The organism is Bradyrhizobium sp. UFLA01-814 (assembly GCF_046718885.1).
Lineage (GTDB): Bacteria > Pseudomonadota > Alphaproteobacteria > Rhizobiales > Xanthobacteraceae > Bradyrhizobium > Bradyrhizobium elkanii.
Genome location: NZ_JAQOSR010000031.1, coordinates 1 through 17,800, shown reverse-complemented (window position 1 = coordinate 17,800; position 17,800 = coordinate 1). Strand labels below are relative to the sequence as shown.

The window sequence follows — 17,800 nt, the reverse complement described above, 5'->3', positions numbered from 1 at the left end:
CCTGCGTGCTGTGCTAGGAAGGCAGAACGCCCCACGGGATTTTCATGGCAAGCAACGAGGAAGAAGGCCGATGAACGCGCTCACATCCATCGCCGAACAGGTCGCCGCAAAGCTGATCGCGAACAAGCAGACGATTGCGGTCGCGGAATCCTCAACCGGCGGACTGATCTCCGCATCGCTGCTCGCGGTTCCCGGCGCGTCGGCCTATTTCCTCGGCGGCGGCGTGATCTACACGCGCGACGCGCGGCGCGCGCTGATGGATATTTCCGACGATGCCATGCGCGGGCTCCGTTCGTCGTCGGAACCCTACGCGCAATTGCTAGCGCGGCAGATTCGCGAGCGCCTCGCAACCGATTGGGGATTGTCGGAGACCGGTGCCGCCGGCCCGACCGGCAACCGCTACGGCGATGCCGCCGGTCACAGCTGCATGGCGGTCGCCGGCCCCCGGCAGCAGGTAATCACGCTGGAGACCGCCAGCAGCGACCGGCAGGCGAACATGCAGGCATTTGCGAAGGCGGCGCTGGAGCTGTTGTTGAAGAACTTGTCGCAATAAATCTCCGCTGTCGTCCCGGGCAAGCGAAGCGCGACCCGGGACCCATAACCACCGATGGCCATTGACGATGGTCCGCTCGAGCCACAGCCTGCTTCAACAACTCGATCCTGTGGTTATGGGTCCCTGCTTTCGCAGGGACGACGCAAGGAAAGAGCCTGCAACCTGACGAAGACGGCGTAGCCCGGATGAAGCGAAGCGCAATCCGGGGCGGCTATATCCGCAGCACGACTGTTCCCGGATTTCGCTTCGCTCCATCCGGGCTACGAAAGCGGTAACGCGAGAACCTACTTCTCGCGGAACGAGCGCATGAACTGGTCGCTCATCGGCTTCATCAGATAGGACAGCATGGTGCGGTCGCCGGTCTGGACGAAGGCTTCCACCGGCATACCCGGGATGATCTTCACCTCGCTGCCGAGGCGCGCGACTTCTTCCGGCGGCATCGAGACGCGGATGGTGTAGTAGCTCTGCCCGGTGCGCTGGTCGGTGGTGACGTCGGCGGAGACGCGGGTGACGACGCCGTTCAGCTCCGGCGTGGTGCGCTGGTTGAAGGCGGAGAGCCGCAGCACGGTCTTCTGTCCGACCTGCAGCTTGTCGATGTCCTGCGGATTGACCTTGGCCTCGACCGACAGATCATCGGCCTTCGGCACGATCATCATGATGGCGTCGCCCGCGGTAATGACGCCGCCGACGGTGTGCACGGTCGACTGCAGCACCACGCCGTCCTGTGGTGCGCGGATATCGATACGGCGGAGCTGGTCCTCGGCGGTCACCTTGCGCTCGACGAACTCGCCGATCTTGTCGTTGGCCTCGCGCAGGTCCTTCGAGACCTCCGAGACCATGTCCTTGTCGACCTGGATGATCTGCAACTCGGTCTCGGTGATCTTGCCCTTGGCCTGCGCGCGCGAGGCGATGTATTGCGCGCGCTCGCCGGCGAGCCGCGCCGCGTCGCGCTCCAGTGTGGTCAGGCGGGTGAGCTGCACCAGATGCTGCTCGTAAAGCTGGCGAACACCGACCAGTTCGGTCTTCACCAGCTCGATTTCCTTGTCCTTGGACTTCTCCTGCGCCTCAAGCCCCGAGATCTCCTCGTTAAGCTGGGTGACGCGCTCGCGCAGCTGCGCTTTTTGACCGGTGCGGCCATTGACCCGCACCTCGAACAGCTTGGTTTCGCTCGCCATGATGTCGCGAACGTCGGGATCCTTGGCCTGCTCGGTGAGCTGCGGCGGAAAGACGATCTTGTCGCGGCCCTGCTGCTCGGCCTCGAGTCGGGCCGCCCGCGCATAGAGCCCGTTCAGCGTCTTGACCACGATGGCAAGGCTGGCCTTCACGACGGTCTCGTCGAGGCGCACGACGATGTCGCCCGCCTTGACCACGTCGCCGTCACGCACCCGGACTTCGCCGACGACGCCGCCGGTCGGATGCTGCACCTTCTTGACGTTGGATTCGACCACCACGGAGCCCGGCGCGATCAGCGCGCCGGAGATCGGCACCGTCGCGGCCCAGCCGCCGACGCCGCCGCCCAGGACCAGAACCACGACGAGGCCGACGATCAGATGCTTGCGGATCGAGCGATGTGCGTTGCGCGGTTGATCGGTCATGACTTGGCGGCTCCCGCATCCGCGACGATCTTGATCGGCGTCGGCACCGGCGGCGCGGCGCGCTGCAGCACCTGCGCGAGCACGGCTTCCTTCGGCCCGAAGGTCTGCATGCGTCCGTCCTTCAGCACCAGCAGATGATCGACGCCCTCGATGCCGATCGGCCGGTGCGCAACCACAATGACGACCGCGCCGCGCTCACGGGCGCCGCGCACCGCGCGGGTCAGCGCCTCGTCGCCTTCGCTGTCGAGATTGGAGTTCGGCTCATCCAGCACGATCAGGAACGGATTGCCGTACAGCGCACGCGCCAGCGCCACGCGTTGCGCCTGGCCGGCGGAGAGCGCAGTGCCCTGTTCGCCGACCTGGGTGTCGTAGCCCTCGCGCATCTTGATGATCATCTCATGCACGCCGGCCTCCTTGGCCGCCGCGATGATGCCGTCGGACTTGGCGTCGGGATCGAACCGGCAGATGTTCTGCGCGACCGTACCGGCGAACAGTTCGACGTCCTGCGGCAAATAGCCGACATGACGGCCGAGCTGGTCCGACGACCACTGGTCGAGCGCGGCGCCGTCGAGCCGTACCTTGCCCCGCGCCGGCAGCCAGACGCCGACCAGCGCCCGGATCAGCGACGACTTGCCGGAGCCGCTCGGGCCAATCACGCCGACGCCGCTGCCGGCCTCGACGGCGAAGGTGATGTCCTGCACGATGGCGCGCTGATCGCCCGGCGCGACCATGGTCACGGCTTCGACCGAGAGCTTCTTCTCCGGCGCCTGCAACAGGGTCTGCTCGGGACGCGCCGGCATCTGCTGCAGCAGGCGGTTGAGCCGATGCCAGCTCTGCCGGGCGGCGACGAAGCCCTTCCAATGCGCGATCGCGAGATCGACCGGCGCCAGTGCCCGCGCGCTCAGGATCGAGCCGGCGATGATGATGCCGCCGGTGGCCTCCTGATGGATCACGAGATAGGCGCCGACCGCGAGCACGGCGGACTGCAGCATCATGCGCAGCACCTTGGCGACCGCACCGAGCCCGCCGGTGACGTCGCTCGCATGCTGGTTGCCGGACAGATATTCCTCGTTGGCCTCGTTCCAGCGCCTGTTCATGCGGCCGGCCATGCCCATCGCCACCAGCACCTCGGCATTGCGGCGGCTGGAGGCGGCGAGATCGTTGCGCCGCGCCGCGAGCGTCATCGCTTCCTTGGCCGGCGTGCGCGACAAATATTCGGTGATCAGCGTCAACGTCACCAGGATGATCGCGCCGACCAGCGCCGTGACGCCAAGCAGCCAATGGAAGGCAAAGCAGATCACCATGTAGAACGGCAGCCAGGGCAGATCGAAGAACGCGCCGGGACCCATGCTGCCGAGGAAGGAGCGCACATTGTCGAGGTCGCGCAGCGGCTGCAGGCCCTCGCTGCGATTGCCGGCCATCAGCGGCAGCCGCACGACGGTGTCGAACACCCGCGCGTTGAGCGCTTCGTCGAGTGAGGTGCCGACGCGGCCGAGGATCCGTCCGCGCAGCAGGTCGAGCACGCCCTGGGCGATGTAGAGGACCGCGGCGATGACCACGAGGCCGACCAGGGTGGGAACGCTGCGGCTCGGCAGCACCCGGTCGTAGACTTGCAGCATGAACATCGAACCTGTCAGGTAGAGCAGGTTGATCATGCAACTGATGAGGCCGACGCCGATAAAAGCGCTGCGGCAAGCGCGCAGCGCCTCAGCCAGTTCGGAACGCCGGACAGCGGGCGCGGCTGCCATAAAAACTGATCTCTGCAAAACAAAAGAGTTACGTGATCACCACGTTGTATAGACGTTTGCGACCACCGTCCATTTTAAGTCGCGTGAACCAAAGCATGGTTCGCGGCCTAATTTTGTGATCGCACCGACAGTTGACGGAATAATTAGGGTTAACCGGCCGCGGAACCCTGGCCCTGCGCGGGCGCGCTTCTCGGAAACGGCACGAGAATGACCGACATCGAGACCCGGCCGATCTCGCCATCCACGTCGAGCAATACCCCGCTGCCGACGCCGAGCCCGGCCTCCGGCCGCCAGCGGGCCTCGGCGCGAACGCCGATCCACGCGCCCCGCGGCGGCCTGAACAGCTGCACCGCGAGGTTCGGATTGGGGTCGGCCACCACGTTCTGGACCGGGCGCGCGATGCCGTGGGTCCAATCAGCCGGGCCGAGCACCCGCGCCAGCGGACCGGCGTCCGCAATTACGGCGTGATGCAAGCGAAACCAGGCGGTATCGCCGCCGGCGCGGGCTTCCATCGCATCCATGAACCAGCTGCGGCCATGGCCATGGCCGGCGCGCAGGTTGCGCAACGGAAATGCCGTGGGATCCACCGGATCGGCTGCGCTCCCGTAAAACCCCGGGACCTCGACGGCACGCTCGCGCGACAGCGTCACGCGCACCGTCGCGCAGGGTTGCTCCTCACCGGCCGGCCAGAGCGTGTTGTCGACCACGCTGACCCGGCCGCCTTCGGTCACCACGGTAACGTGCGTGCGCAGTTCCGCCATTGGCGTCGGCCGCAGGAACCAGGCCGCCGCCGAGATCGCGGTGCCCCAATTGCGCGCGGCGGCCATGGCCTCGACCTCGCCGGTCAGCAGGCTTGCGACCGCGCCGCCCTGAAGGCCGGTGAACGGCCCGGCCGCCAGCGCTGCCGGCTTCCAGTGGTGGGGCGTGGCGAGCGGTTCGAAGATGGCCAAGGCGAATGATCCCTGAGATGAGCAGGATTGAGCGTTCGGCCAATCTGATCCAAGAATAGCGGCTATGACAAAAGGCCATTCATCACTTCAGGTGAGCAGGATTCACCCATTGGATGCCCCCGATCCGCGGGCGATCCCGCCGCTGCCGGCGCTGCTCGCCTTCGAGCGCGCGGCCACGCAACTCAGCTTCCGGCGCGCCGCGCGCGACCTGTCGCTGAGCCCGTCGGCGATCAGCCATCAGATCCGCGGGCTGGAAGAGCAGTTCGGCACCAGGCTGTTCGTCCGCGGCGCGCGCCAGGTGCGATTGACCGACGACGGCGAGCGCTACCTTGCAAAAGTGTCGGCCGCGCTGGCGACGCTGCAGGAGGCGAGCCGTGACATGCTGCGGCAACGCGGCGAGGCCGGCGGCGAGCTCTGGATCAGCTCATTGCCGTTCTTCACCAGCGCCGTGCTGCTGCCGGCGCTGCCGGAGTTCAAGCGGCGCCATCCGCAACTGACGCTGCGGATCGAGGCCACCCACCAATATGCCGACTTCAACAGTTCGCGCGTTGATGTCGCGATCCGCTACGGACGGGAACACGCCGCCGGACTGAAGGTCGAGCCGCTGGTGCAGGTCAAAGGAATGCCGGTCTGTACGCCGGCACTGGTCAAGGCAGGTCTTCGGACCCCTGCAGACCTGTCGCGCGAGGTGCTGATCCATGTCACGACGCAGCCGCGGGCGTGGCCGGCCTGGCTGAAGGAGGCCGGGCTGCCGAATCTCGCTCCGCGCGGACATTTGTGGCTCGACAGCGTGCCGGCGATGCTGGAGGCCGCCGAACACGGGCTCGGCGTCGCGATTGCGATCGCGCCCCTGATCAAGGCGCGGCCGGGCTTCGGCAAGCGGCTGGTGGCGCCGTTTGCGTTCGAGGCCGCATACAGCGAGACGATCTACCTGGTCTCCCGCACCGAGCAGGCGCGGGACCGCCGCATCGCCGCGGTGCGGCGCTGGATCACGGACGCGGTCGCTCGCGCGAGCTAGACTAAACCGTGGCGGGCGCCGGCTCGGCCAGGATGCACCGTGCCAAACGGCCGGGCGCGACCTGCACGACCGGCGGCAAGCGCTCGCTGCAGCGCGGCTCGGCGAACTTGCAGCGCGGTGCGAAGGAGCAACTGGACGGCGCGTGATCGAGCGAAGGCGGCGTGCCCGGGATCGTCTCCAGCCGCTGGCCGCGCATCGCGCCGTGAATGGTCGAGGCCAGCAAACCCTTTGCATAGGGATGCACCGGCGAGCGCACGATGTCGCGCAGGGCGCCCTGCTCCACGATCTGGCCGGCATACATCACCGCGACGCGGTCGCAGATCTCGATCGCGACGCCAATGTCGTGGGTGACGAAGATCACCGACATGCCGAACTCGCGCTGCAACTCGCGCAGCAGCAGCAGGATCTGGATCTGCACGGTGGCATCGAGCGCCGTGGTCGGCTCGTCCGCGAGCAGGATCTTCGGCTTGCAGGCCAGCGCCAGCGCGATCATCGCACGCTGGCGCATGCCGCCCGACATCTCGTGCGGATAGGAGTCCAGCCGCCGCTTCGCGGAGGGGATCCGCACCACCTCGAGCATTTCAAGCGCGCGGGCCGTCGCCTCGCGCTCGCTCTTGCCCTCGTGGCGCATCACCGTCTCCGCGATCTGGCGGCCGATGGTGTAGACCGGATCGAGCGCCAGCGCCGGCTCCTGGAAGATCATCGAGACGGTCTGGCCGCGGAATGCGGACAGCGCCTCGTCGTCCATCGCCAGCACCTGCTGGCCCAGCACCTTGACGCTGCCGGAGATCTGTGTGCGCTTCTTCGGCAACAGCCGCATCAACGCGCGCAGCGTCACGCTCTTGCCCGAGCCGGACTCGCCGAGCAGCCCCAACACCTCGCCCTCGCCGAGCGACAGGCTGAGATCGTTCACGGCATGGACCGTGCGATCGCCGGTGAAGCGGATGTTGAGGTTGTTGATCTCGACGAGGTTGGTCATGCGAGCTTGGGCACCCTGGCGTGGAAATCGGTCGCGCGCTGGAAGGCGGCGCCGATCCGGAGCAGAACCGCTTCCTCGAAGGAGCGGCCGATCAGTTGCATGCCGACCGGCAGACCCGTCTTGGTGAAGCCGGAGGGAATCGAGAGCGACGGCAGGCCGAGATAGTTGACCGGGCGGGTGAAGCGCGTCAGCCGCTGCAGCACCGCGTCGGCGCCCGGACCATTGCCGACATCGCTCTCGGCAATCGTGGGCGCCGGCACCGGCGACGACGGCGCAATGACCGCATCGACCCCGTTGACCGCCGCGTTGTGCGCGGCGAGCGCGGGGCCGCGCCAGCGCATCGCCTCAAGATAGGTGACCGCCGGAACGGTCAGGCCGTTCTGCAGCCGCATCAAGACCTGCGCGCCGTAATCCTGCGGCCGCTCGATCATCCAGCGCTTGTGGAAGGCGGCAGCCTCGACCGCGAGCACCAGTTGCGATGCCGAGGAGAGCTGGCGCTGATCGGGCAACTCGACCTTGACGATCTCGGCGCCCTCTTTCTTCAAGGTGGCGATGGTCTCGTCGAGGATACGCGCCACCTCAGGGTCGAGGTCGTCGACATAGAACGACGTCGGGACGCCGATCTTCAGACCCTTCAGCGACTGCTTGGTCGCGGCCAAGTAGTCGGGCACCGGCTGCGTCGACGCTGTCAGGTCCTCCGGGTCCGCCCCAGCCATCAGGCCGAGCAGCAGCGCGCAGTCCTCCGCGGTCTGCGCCAGTGGGCCGACCGTATCGAGCGACTGCGACAGCGGCATCGCGCCGGCGCGGCTGACGCGGCCGACCGTCGTCTTCAGGCCGGTGACGCCGCAGAAATGCGCGGGCATGCGCACCGAACCGCCGGTGTCGGAGCCGAGCGCCGCGAAGGTGAGCCGCGCGGCGACCGCCGAGCCCGAGCCCGACGACGAGCCGCCGGTGATGTGCTCGGTGTTCCAGGGATTGCGCACCGCGCCGTAATGCACGTTGTGGCCGGTCGGCCCATAGGCGAACTCGACCATCTGCAACGAGCCGAGGCGGACCTGTCCGGCATCCTTGAGCCGCTGCAGGGCGGTCGCAGTCGTCTTCGGCACGAAGTCGCGACGAATCAGCGAGCCGCAGGTCACGACCTTGCCGGCGTCGTAATACATGTCCTTGTGCGCCAGCGGCACGCCATGCAGCGCACCGCGACTATTGCCCTTGGCGAGCGCGGCATCGGCCTCGGTGGCGGCGGCCAGCGCCTGCTCGGATTCAACAGCCATATAGGCGTTGAGGCGCGGCTGCCATTCCGCAATGCGATGCAGCACGGCGCGCGTCACCTCATGCGAGGAAACTTTCTTGTCGGCAATCGCCTTGGCGACCGCGGTCAGCGTCATCAGGGCCGGTTCAGAGCTCATTTCGACACCTTCTCGATCTTCTGCGCGATCTGCGCCAGCAGGAAGCTCGCGGGTTCGAGATCGAAGGGCAGCGTGCCGGAGATCGGTGCGAAGCCGTCGAATGCCGGCCCGATCGAATTGGCGATCCGGGTAGCGACGTCGTCGTCGGCGGGCACGTCGGCGACGTGCGCGATCACCTTGACGTCCTTGGGAGTGGGTCTGGTCATGCCGCGTTTTCTCCTTTTGCTTTTGCCGGCGCGCGGCTGTGCCCCGAGCCGGGAATGGCCATGTAGCACGCCGCTTGATGGCCCATTGTATCGAGATCGCTGAGTTTTGGCGTGTCGTTTGCGCAGAGCGGCTCCGCAAACGGGCAACGGGTGTGAAACCGGCAGCCCGACGGCGGATCGATCGGATTGGGCGGATCGCCCGAGATCGGCGGCACCTCGGTGCGCTTGTCGGGATCGGATGACGGCATCGCTGCCAGCAGCGCGCGGGTATAGGGATGCGCCGGCGCGTCCCAGACCGCATCGACCGGGCCCAGTTCGACGACCTCGCCGAGATACATCACCAGCACGCGGTCGGAGATGTAGCGGACGACGTTGAGATCGTGGCTGATGAACAGGTACGTGAGGCCGAATTCGCGTTTGAGGTCGGCGAGCAGATTGAGCACCTGCGCCTCGACCGATTTGTCGAGCGCGGAAACCGCTTCATCGAGGATCACGAGCCGCGGCGACAGCGCGAGCGCGCGCGCGATATTGACGCGCTGGCGCTGGCCGCCGGACACCTCGTGCGGATAGCGGTTGGCAAAAATCTCCGGCCGCAAGCCGACCTTGCCGAGCAGCTCGCGCGCCAGCGTCCGCGCCGTGTCGTCGGCCATGCCGTGGACCTTTGGCCCGAAGGCGATCGATTCCTCGATGGTGAGGCGCGGGTTGAGCGAGGCGTAGCTGTCCTGGAACACCATCTGCACCCCGCGCCGCAGATCGCGCAGCGAGAGCGACGGGCCGACCTGCCGCCCGTCATAGATGATATCGCCGGCATCGCGCGCCATCAGATGCATCAACAGCCGCGCGGTGGTCGATTTGCCGCAGCCGGATTCGCCGACGATGCCGACGGTCTCACCCTTCATGACCGCGAAGGTAACGTCGTCGACGGCGCGCACGGTCTTGCGCGGACTGAACAGGCCGCCGCGCACCGGGAAGTGCTTGGTCAGTCCCTTGACCTGCAGCAGCGGCTGCGCGGCGCCGCCGAGGTCGGCGACCGGCTCCAGCATATCGACGGAGAGATTGGCGTCGCTCATGCTCTAATTCCTGATGTCCATGGCGCTGCGCATGCCGTCGCTGAGCAGGTTGAAGCAGATCGAGACCGCGAAGATCATCGCACCCGGCAACGCCGCGACCCACGGATTGACATAGATCGCGGTGCGCAGCGTGTTCAGCATCAAGCCCCATTCCGGCTCCGGCGGCTTGGTGCCGAGCCCAAGGAACGAGAGACCGGCCGCAAGGATCATCGACACCGAGATCAGGCCGGTGGCGTAGACGAAGATCGGGCCCAGCACATTGCCGAGCATGTGCACGCGCATGATGGTGAAGGGGCCGGCGCCGGACGCGCGCGCCGCCTCGACGAAATCCATGTTGCGGACGCCGGTGGTGACGCTTTCGGCGACGCGGGTGATCTGCGGCACGAACACGATGGTCAGCGACACGATCGAATTGGTGATGCCGGCGCCGAGCGCACCCGAGATCGCGATCGCCAGCAGCACCGAGGGAAAGGCGTAGAACACGTCGACCGTGCGCATGATCGCGGTGTTGAGCTTGCCGCCGACATAGCCGGCGACGAGGCCGAGCGAAGTGCCGATCACGAACGCGAAGATCACCGGCAGGATGCCAATGACCAGCGACAGCCGCCCGCCATAGATCAGCCGCGCCAGCATGTCGCGGCCGAGCTCGTCGGTGCCGAGCGGATAGCCCGGCGTGCCGATATGGCGGAGACGGCGGATCATCGACCCCTGATAGGGATCGGCGAGATGCAGCCACGGCGCCAGCAGCGCCGAGGCAAAGATCAGCACCAGGATGATGGCACAGGCCATGCTGACCTTGTCGCGCCTGATGCGGCGGGCAACCGTCGCCCAATAGCCGCGCGCCTTGCTCGCGGGAGCGGCCTGTAATGCAGTATCTGACATCGCACTCATGGTTAGCTCCGCTTGATGCGCGGATCGATCGCGGCCTGCGCGATGTCGACCAGGAGATTGAGCAGCACAAAGAACAGCGCCAGCACCAGGATCGTGCCCTGCAGTAACGGCAGATCGCGCTGGAAGATCGCCGAGTTCAGGAGCAGACCTGACCCCGGCCAGGAGAACACGGTCTCGATCAGGATCGAGCCGCCCAGCATATGGCCGAGCTGCAGACCCATCACCGCGAGCGCGGTCGGCGCCGCATTCTTGACGACGTGGCGGAACACCTCGGTCTCGCGCAGGCCCTTGGCGCGCAGCGCCTCGACAAAGTCCTGGCTCAGGATGTCGCCGGTCAGCGCGCGCACCGTGCGGGTGACGATACCCATCGGGATCACCGAGGTCGTGATCGCCGGCAGCACCAGATAGCGCAGATGCTCCCAGTCCCACGCCCAGGCGCCGGATCCGCCGGGACCTGCGCCGACCGCTGGCAGCCAGTTGAGCTGCACCGAGAAGATGATGACCAGCACCATGCCGAGCCAGTAATGCGGCAGCGACACGCCGGCTATCGCAACCGAGGTCGCGACCTTGTCGACCCAGGTGTCGCGGAAATAGCCGGCGATCAGGCCGAACAGCAGGCCGAGCGTAAAGCCGATCATCGCGGCCGCGATCGCCAGCATCACGGTGTTGCCGACGGCGCGCATCACCTCGGTCAGTACGGGCCGCCCGGTCGCGATCGAATTGCCGAGATCGCCATGGATCGCGCGCCACAGCCACAGGCCGAATTGCACCGGCAACGGACGATCGAAGCCGTAGGCCGTGCGCAACTGCGCGGCAAGCTCCTGCGAGGCATCGGCCGGCAGCACCGCGACCAGGGGGTCGCCGGGCGTGATGTGCACCAGGAGGAAGCACACCAGCGCCACGCTGAGCACGATCGGAATAACGTAGACGATCCGTCTGGACGTATAGGCGAACACGTTGCGTTCTTTCTTCCTTCTCCGTTGTGGGAGAAGGTGGCGCGCGGAGCGCGCCGGATGAGGGTTTCTATCCGCGGATACAATCATTTCATCTCAGGGAGGCGTGTCCGCGGAGACAACCCCTCACCCGGCTTCGCTCCCGCGAAGCCACCCTCTCCCACAGGGGAGAGGGTGCACCTGTTGCGCGACTAGCGCCTCACGGCGCGACCGTGACCGGCGAGAAGTCGACGAACCAGCTCTTCGGCTGCACAAAGCCCTTGATCTTCGGGCTCATCGCGCGCGGTGCGACGTCGTGGGCGACATAAAGGAAGGCCGCGTCGTCAACCGAGGCCGCATGCAGCTCGGCGAGCGCGGCGTCGCGCGCCGCCGGCTCGAAGGTCTGGCGGGCCTTCTTCACCAGCTCGTCGAACTTCGGGTTGTTGTTGAAACCCCAATTGTTCGACACCGGCGGCGCCATGCCCGACTGCAGGAAACGCACCAGCGCGAAGAACGGATCCATCGCCGCATAGGTGACGTTGATGGCGTTCGACCCGTTGGCGGTCGGATCCTTGGTGCCGCGCCGCCAGTTGGTGAACAGCGTATTCCACTCGATGACGTCGAGCTGCACATCGAAGTAGCACTCGGCCAACGCCTGTTGCAGATACTCGTTCATCGGCAGCGGCAGCATCTGGCCGGAGCCGGACGCCGATGTCTGGATCTTGACCGTCAGCTTCTTGTTCGGACCGAAGCCCGCCTCCTGCATCAGCTTCTGCGCGGCCGGCTTGTCGTATTTGATCTGGAAGGTCGGGTTGCCGCGCCAGGGGTGGCCGGGCTCGAACGTGCCGGTCGCCGGAACCATCAGGCCGGCAAGCAGGCCGTCGCGCAGCCCTTCGCGATCGACGCAGAGATTGGCAGCTTTGCGGACGCGGATGTCGTTCCACGGCGAGCCCTCGACGCGCGAGAACTGCCACGGCCAGACATGCGGCTCCTCGTTGGAATAGAGGTTGAAACCCCGCTGCTTGATCTCGGGCAGCGCGTCCGGCGCCGGCGCCTCGATCCAGTTGACCTGCCCCGACAGCAGCGCCGCGGTGCGGGCATTGGCCTCCGGCATCGGCAACAGCACCATCTTGTCGACCTTCGGTACCCGCGCCTTGTCCCAGTAATTCTCGTTCTTCACCAGCTCGAGCCGCTCGCGCGGGGTGAAGCTCGACATCTTCCAGGGCCCGGTGCCCGACGCGTCCTTGGCGAACGCGGCCCAAGCGGCCTGCGACTTCGCCTTGGCGTCGGCGCCTTCGGCCTTGTCGTAGAATTTCTGCCACTTGGCCGGGCTCGCCATGAACAAATTGGTGAGGTTGATGGGCAGGAAGCTGTCCGGCTCCTTGGTGGTCAACTCCACCGTCATGTCGTCGATCTTGCGCGCGGAGACCAGCGTCGGCATGCGCGAGGCGGTGACGCCGACCTGGCTCGCATCGTATTGCGGCGCGTCCTGCTTCAAGACCTTGTCGACATTCCAGACCACGGCGTCGGCGTTGAACGGCGAGCCGTCGTGAAAGGTGACGCCGGGGCGCAGCTTGAAAATCCACTTGGTCTTGTCGGCATCGTCGACCTTCCACTCGGTCGCGAGGCCGGGGATCATCGCGCTCGCCTTGTCCGACGAGGACAGGTCCCACATCGTCAGCGCGTCATACATCGTAAGCCCGGTGAAGCGATTGCCCTCAAACCCCTGGTCGGGCTGACCGAGCGTGCGCGGAATATCGGCAGCAGTCATGCCAATGCGCAGCACGCTCTCCGCGCTGGCGATCGCCGGCACGCCTGTGGCTATCGCAAGCGCCAGCATGATCGCCGTCGCATTGGTTTTCCTGTTACGCATCTGAGCAGCCCCTTCGAGTCTGGTGACGTTTTGGTGATTATTTCTTGGGCAAGCGTATGCAATGCCTGTGCCAAGGGGAATAGTTCATCAGCAAATAACCGCCGGGCGCGTCATTTCTTCCCACCTCGCGCCTGAACGGAGCGAAGATGCCTATTCTGGCATCATGCTTGCAGGATTTGGCTCCGACATCTTTCCAACGGAGCCTTCATATGCGTGCGCGCAATTCGATCCTGATGGCGGCAATGGCGCTTGCCCTGACCGCGTGCTGGCCGGGGAAATCCGCGCAAGCAGAGTCCATTGTGCGCTACGGCATCTCGATGGCCGACATCCCGCTGACCACCGGCCAGCCCGATCGCGGCGCCGGCGCCTATCAGTTCACCGCCTACACGATCTACGATCCGCTGGTGGCCTGGGAGATGGACGTTGCCGACCGGCCGGGCAAACTGGTGCCCGGGCTTGCGACCGAATGGAAGGTCGACGACAACGACAAGACCAAATGGCGCTTCGCGCTGCGCAAGGGCGTCAAGTTCCACGACGGCAGCGACTTCAATGCCGACGCGGTGATCTGGAATCTCGACAAGGTGCTGAACGACAAGGCACTTCAATTCGACAAGCGGCAGAGCGCGCAGGTCAAGACCCGCCTGCCCTCGGTCGCGAGCTACGCCAAGATCGACGATTTCACCATCGAGATCACCACCAAGACGGTCGACTCCTTCTTCCCCTATCAGATGCTCTGGTTCCTGGTCTCGAGCCCCGCGCAATATGAAAAGCTCGGCAAGGACTGGGACAAGTTCGCCACTCAGCCCTCCGGCACCGGTCCGTTCAAGCTGACCAAGCTGGTGCCGCGCGAGCTCGCCGAGCTGACGAAGAACCCGGACTATTGGGACAAGAAGCGGCTTGCGAAGGTCGACAAGATGATCCTGATTCCGATGCCGGAAGCGCTGACCCGCACCAACGCGCTGCTGGCCGGCCAGGTCGACCTGATCGAAACGCCGGCGCCCGACGCCGTGCCGCAGCTCAAGGCCGCCGGCATGAGGATCGTCGACAACGTGACGCCGCATGTGTGGAACTATCACTTAAGCGTGCTGCCGGGCTCGCCATGGAACGACATCCGCCTGCGCAAGGCGCTCAACCTCGCGATCGACCGCGATGCGGTGGTTGGCCTGATGAACGGCCTCGCCAAGCCCGCCAAGGGCCAGGTCGACCCGTCGAGCCCGTGGTTCGGCAAGCCGGCCTTTGAACTGAAATACGACCTCGCAGCCGCCAGGAAGCTGGTGGAGGAAGCCGGCTATTCAAAGGACAAGCCGCTGAAGGCGACCTTCATCATCGCCCAGGGCGGCACCGGGCAGATGCTGTCGCTGCCGATGAACGAATTCCTGCAGCAGAGCTTCAAGGAGATCGGCATCGACATCGACTTCAAGGTGGTCGAGCTCGAGACATTATATACGCACTGGCGCAAGGGCGCGGCGGACGAGATGAACGCCGGCATCACCGCCAACAACATCGCCTATGTCACCTCGGATCCGCTCTACGCCATCGTGCGGTTCTTCCATTCCGGCCAGGTGGCGCCGGTCGGCGTCAACTGGGGCGGCTACAAGAACCCGAAGGTCGATGCGCTGATCGACGAGGCCAAGCAGACCTTCGATACCGCCAAACAGGATGAACTGCTGGCGCAGGCCCATGCGCTGATCGTCGACGACGCCGCGCTGGTGTGGGTGGTGCACGATACCAATCCGCACGCGCTGTCGCCGAAGGTGAAAACCTTCGTGCAGGCGCAGCACTGGTTCCAGGATCTGACTCAGATCGGGCTGGAGTAAATCTCTGGACCGTCGTCCCGGCGAAGGCCGGGACCCATACGCCGCGGCCGGCGCAATAGGCAAGCGGCCAGACGGCTTTCTAACAACACCCATCTGTGGTTATGGGTCCCGGCCTTCGCCGGGACGACATCGGGTTTGCGTCGCCTTATTTCGTCGTCAACGCAAACGCGCCGTCCCAGTCTTGCGGCGGCGGCTCTTTCTGGAACGCGCGAATGCGCGCCTCGTAGAGTCGGTAGAGATATTGCAGCGTCTGCGCCTCGTCCGTCTTGCGGCCGCGTTCGATCGCGGCGAGCGCACCGTCCCAGTCGCGGCCGCGGTAGCAGGCGAGCATCTCGATGGTCAGGTTGCGCAGCCGCTGGAAGCGGCCGGAGTTCGCGACATCCTCGCGGCCGGCAATCGCGTAGATCACCTCGGGCTCCTTCTTGCCCTTGACCATGATGAAGTCGAGCTCGAGGATCGCGAACTTCTCCTTCACCGCGAGCGCGGTCTTCGATCCCACGATGATCGGGAAGCCGTACTCCTTGGACTGCCCCTCGAGCCGGGAGGCCAGATTGACGCTGTCGCCGAACACCGAATAGTCGAAGCGCACATCGGAGCCCATATTGCCGACCACGCAGGAGCCAGTGTTGAGACCGACACCGATGTTGAGCGGCACATAGACATGGCCACCGTCCTTCGCCTCCTGCTCGCGCTCACGGTTGAGGTCGTCGACGCGCTCCAGCATGTCGAGCGCCGCATCGCAGGCGTTGAGCTGGTGCTGCTTGTCGTCGAGCGGCGCATTCCAGAACGCCATGATGGCGTCGCCCATATATTTGTCGATGGTGCCCTTGCGGGCGAGGATCGCGTTGGAAAGCGGGGTAAGGAAGCGGTTCATCAGCGCCGTGAGGCCCTGCGGATTGCTCTTATAGGTTTCCGAGATCGAGGTGAAACCGCGCATGTCCGAGAACATGATGGTCATCTCGCGTTCCTCGCCGCCGAGCACCAGCCGCTCCGGCGACTGCGCCAGCTGCTCGACCAGCGCGGGCGACATGTACTGCACGAATTGCGACCTGATCTGTCGGCGCTGCTGCTGCTCGCGCACGAAGGCGGAGAAGATCAGCGTGAGATAGATCGCCGTGGTCGACATCAGCGGATAGGTGAAGTCGATCAGCAGCCGGTGCTGGGAATAGAAATACCAGGATGTGCCGATCAGCACCGAGGCGAACATCCCGCCGACGGCGACCAGTGTGATCGGACCGAATTTCGGCGCGAAGGCGATGACAAGGAGCCCCATGATCAGCGCGGCGAAGAACTCGATGCCGATGCCGTAATTCGGTTGCGAAACGACATCGCCAGTCAGCGCGCTCTCCAGCACCTGGGCATGAACCTCGACACCGGGCATCGCCGGCGTCACCGGTGTCGTCTTGATGTCGTTCAGCCCGATCGCCGAGGTGCCGATCACGATCAGCTTGCCGGCAATTCGGTCCGGTGAGACGCGCCCGTCCAGCACATCGACGGCCGAGACATAGATCGAGGGATCGCGGCGGGCGTAGTGGATCCAGAGTTGGCCGTGGAGATCGGTCGGGATCGCAAAGCCCTTGAGACCCAGGCTCTTGATACCGGCCTTGTCGGCCTTGATCAGGATCGTGCCCGAGCCGCTCGCCACCCGCAGCATCTCGAAGCTCAGCGACGGCATGGTGATGCCCTGCGCCACCATGATCATCGGCACGCGCCTGACGATGCCGTCGCGCTCCGGCCTGATCGTGAACAGGCCGCGCCCGGCAGCCGCCTCCTCGAGCACCGGCATGTTGCGCAGCAACCCCGGGAACATGTACATGAAAGGCTGCGGCTCCTCGCCGAGCATCGCAAGTCCGGTGACCGGAAGCTTTTCGTTGAGGTCGGCGCGCACGTTGGGTCCGCCGGATTCGCCGAGCACCACGCGCGAGTTCTTGATGGCTTCGGCCATGATGCTGTCGTTGCTCGGCAGCTGCCGGAGCCTGGCGCGCATCTCCTCATCAAGGCTGCTGAAGGTATCGGCGGCGATATCGGGGTTGAGACGGTCCGGTTCGGAGAACACCGCGTCGAACGCGATCACCACGGCGCCGAGCCGGGTGAGATTGGTGACGATATCGGCGAGCCGCGTCCGTGGCCACGGCCACTGTCCGAGCCGGGGATCGGCGAGGCTCTTCTCGTCGATGTCGACGATGGTGACGGGCCGCGCGGTCTTCTGGCGCGGTTGCAGCGCCTGGAATGTGTCAAACGTCCTGACGCGAAGCTCCTGGACCGGAGCCGGATCCACGATCCGCAGCGCGGCAATGCCGATCAACAGCGCCACGCAGACCAGCCGCGCATAGCCGAAGCGCCGTGCGAACCACCTGCGTATCGCCTTCAGCCGTTTCATGCCATCTGGATATCACGCGCGCAGGATTGTTCCAATCGAGCAAGCACGCAGTGCACAATCAGCCGGACCAGACCCGCGGCGGCACGGCCGCGCGTTTGTCACGTAAAATGAATGATGAAGTCGTTCTGGGACAGGCTCGCCTTGGCGACATTGTGCAATGTGATCGTGTCTGCGCCGTCGACCGTGATCAGCGTATCCGCCGAGTTCGTCGGCGATGTCGCAACATGCTGATCGAACCAGGTACTGAAGGTGCTTGCCGAGACGACCGTGGACAGGTCGATCTGGTCCTGGCCTGGCGTGAAGTTCAGGATCGTGTCGTGGTTGAAGTTCGGCGCAAACACGAACTTGTCCTGATAGTCCGACCCAAAGAATATGTCCT

Annotated in this window: 15 protein-coding genes; 3 read left to right on the top strand and 12 right to left on the bottom strand. The window is 65.5% G+C overall.

Annotated features, from left to right (window positions below):
* Window positions 1-70: 70 nt before the first annotated feature.
* Entirely contained in the window at window positions 71-553 is a 483-nt protein-coding gene (locus tag PMN64_RS12130) for a CinA family protein (protein WP_028339138.1), read from the top strand.
* Window positions 554-837: 284 nt separating this feature from the next.
* On the opposite strand, the gene PMN64_RS12125 is transcribed toward PMN64_RS12130, so the two are convergent.
* The 3 genes from PMN64_RS12125 to PMN64_RS12115 all read right to left on the bottom strand — a co-directional run bounded on the left by PMN64_RS12125 (window position 838) and on the right by PMN64_RS12115 (window position 4,846).
* Complete coding sequence (locus PMN64_RS12125; RefSeq protein ID WP_411780862.1) at window positions 838-2,148, bottom strand: HlyD family type I secretion periplasmic adaptor subunit; 1,311 nt, start codon at window positions 2,146-2,148, stop codon at window positions 838-840.
* On the bottom strand, window positions 2,145-3,896 hold the full coding sequence (locus PMN64_RS12120) for a type I secretion system permease/ATPase (RefSeq protein ID WP_028339140.1): 1,752 nt from the start codon (window positions 3,894-3,896) through the stop codon (window positions 2,145-2,147). The genes PMN64_RS12125 and PMN64_RS12120 overlap by 4 nt, the downstream gene beginning before the upstream one ends.
* 149 nt (window positions 3,897-4,045) lie before the next feature.
* Complete coding sequence (locus PMN64_RS12115) at window positions 4,046-4,846, bottom strand: acyl-CoA thioesterase domain-containing protein (protein ID WP_028339141.1); 801 nt, start codon at window positions 4,844-4,846, stop codon at window positions 4,046-4,048.
* A gap of 109 nt (window positions 4,847-4,955) precedes the next feature.
* Here PMN64_RS12115 and PMN64_RS12110 point away from each other — a divergent pair, with 109 nt between their 5' ends.
* Window positions 4,956-5,864 (top strand): LysR substrate-binding domain-containing protein, encoded by a 909-nt coding sequence (locus tag PMN64_RS12110; RefSeq protein ID WP_411780861.1) that lies wholly within the window; start codon window positions 4,956-4,958, stop codon window positions 5,862-5,864.
* A 1-nt stretch (window position 5,865) separates the two neighbouring features.
* On the opposite strand, the gene PMN64_RS12105 is transcribed toward PMN64_RS12110, so the two are convergent.
* The 7 genes from PMN64_RS12105 to PMN64_RS12075 all read right to left on the bottom strand — a co-directional run bounded on the left by PMN64_RS12105 (window position 5,866) and on the right by PMN64_RS12075 (window position 13,224).
* A complete protein-coding gene (locus tag PMN64_RS12105) occupies window positions 5,866-6,843 on the bottom strand; it encodes an ABC transporter ATP-binding protein (RefSeq protein WP_304497581.1) in 978 nt (325 codons plus the stop codon).
* Complete coding sequence (locus PMN64_RS12100) at window positions 6,840-8,252, bottom strand: amidase (RefSeq protein WP_411780860.1); 1,413 nt, start codon at window positions 8,250-8,252, stop codon at window positions 6,840-6,842. The genes PMN64_RS12105 and PMN64_RS12100 overlap by 4 nt, the downstream gene beginning before the upstream one ends.
* Window positions 8,249-8,458: a hypothetical protein gene (locus PMN64_RS12095; RefSeq protein WP_028339145.1), complete on the bottom strand. Its 210-nt coding sequence runs from the start codon at window positions 8,456-8,458 to the stop codon at window positions 8,249-8,251. Before PMN64_RS12095 ends, PMN64_RS12100 begins: the two co-directional genes overlap by 4 nt.
* Window positions 8,455-9,528: an ABC transporter ATP-binding protein gene (locus tag PMN64_RS12090; protein WP_411780859.1), complete on the bottom strand. Its 1,074-nt coding sequence runs from the start codon at window positions 9,526-9,528 to the stop codon at window positions 8,455-8,457. Before PMN64_RS12090 ends, PMN64_RS12095 begins: the two co-directional genes overlap by 4 nt.
* Window positions 9,529-9,531: 3 nt before the next feature.
* On the bottom strand, window positions 9,532-10,419 hold the full coding sequence (locus tag PMN64_RS12085; protein ID WP_193375416.1) for an ABC transporter permease: 888 nt from the start codon (window positions 10,417-10,419) through the stop codon (window positions 9,532-9,534).
* 2 nt (window positions 10,420-10,421) lie between these two features.
* The gene (locus PMN64_RS12080; protein WP_411780858.1) at window positions 10,422-11,375 is read right to left on the bottom strand and encodes an ABC transporter permease; all 954 of its coding nucleotides are present in this window, start codon (window positions 11,373-11,375) and stop codon (window positions 10,422-10,424) included.
* Between the two features lie 196 nt (window positions 11,376-11,571).
* The gene (locus tag PMN64_RS12075; RefSeq protein ID WP_411780857.1) at window positions 11,572-13,224 is read right to left on the bottom strand and encodes an ABC transporter substrate-binding protein; all 1,653 of its coding nucleotides are present in this window, start codon (window positions 13,222-13,224) and stop codon (window positions 11,572-11,574) included.
* Window positions 13,225-13,433: 209 nt separating this feature from the next.
* Between PMN64_RS12075 and PMN64_RS12070 the strand changes: the two genes are divergently transcribed.
* The gene (locus PMN64_RS12070) at window positions 13,434-15,041 is read left to right on the top strand and encodes an ABC transporter substrate-binding protein (RefSeq protein WP_411780856.1); all 1,608 of its coding nucleotides are present in this window, start codon (window positions 13,434-13,436) and stop codon (window positions 15,039-15,041) included.
* 145 nt (window positions 15,042-15,186) lie between these two features.
* Here PMN64_RS12070 and PMN64_RS12065 read toward each other — a convergent pair whose 3' ends face one another.
* A complete protein-coding gene (locus tag PMN64_RS12065; RefSeq protein WP_411780855.1) occupies window positions 15,187-17,421 on the bottom strand; it encodes a CHASE2 domain-containing protein in 2,235 nt (744 codons plus the stop codon).
* 98 nt (window positions 17,422-17,519) lie between these two features.
* Window positions 17,520-17,800: type I secretion C-terminal target domain-containing protein (locus PMN64_RS12060; protein ID WP_411780854.1), on the bottom strand; the 281-nt coding region annotated here is incomplete at its 5' end.

Coding starts and splice junctions, on each gene's coding strand:
- PMN64_RS12105 (WP_304497581.1), bottom strand. CDS start 6,843: ATGACCAACCTCGTCGAGATCAACAACCTCAACATCCGCTTCACCGGC.
- PMN64_RS12075 (WP_411780857.1), bottom strand. CDS start 13,224: ATGCGTAACAGGAAAACCAATGCGACGGCGATCATGCTGGCGCTTGCG.
- PMN64_RS12090 (WP_411780859.1), bottom strand. CDS start 9,528: ATGAGCGACGCCAATCTCTCCGTCGATATGCTGGAGCCGGTCGCCGAC.
- PMN64_RS12085 (WP_193375416.1), bottom strand. CDS start 10,419: ATGAGTGCGATGTCAGATACTGCATTACAGGCCGCTCCCGCGAGCAAG.
- PMN64_RS12125 (WP_411780862.1), bottom strand. CDS start 2,148: ATGACCGATCAACCGCGCAACGCACATCGCTCGATCCGCAAGCATCTG.
- PMN64_RS12130 (WP_028339138.1), top strand. CDS start 71: ATGAACGCGCTCACATCCATCGCCGAACAGGTCGCCGCAAAGCTGATC.
- PMN64_RS12120 (WP_028339140.1), bottom strand. CDS start 3,896: ATGGCAGCCGCGCCCGCTGTCCGGCGTTCCGAACTGGCTGAGGCGCTG.
- PMN64_RS12065 (WP_411780855.1), bottom strand. CDS start 17,421: ATGAAACGGCTGAAGGCGATACGCAGGTGGTTCGCACGGCGCTTCGGC.
- PMN64_RS12070 (WP_411780856.1), top strand. CDS start 13,434: ATGCGTGCGCGCAATTCGATCCTGATGGCGGCAATGGCGCTTGCCCTG.
- PMN64_RS12100 (WP_411780860.1), bottom strand. CDS start 8,252: ATGAGCTCTGAACCGGCCCTGATGACGCTGACCGCGGTCGCCAAGGCG.
- PMN64_RS12095 (WP_028339145.1), bottom strand. CDS start 8,458: ATGACCAGACCCACTCCCAAGGACGTCAAGGTGATCGCGCACGTCGCC.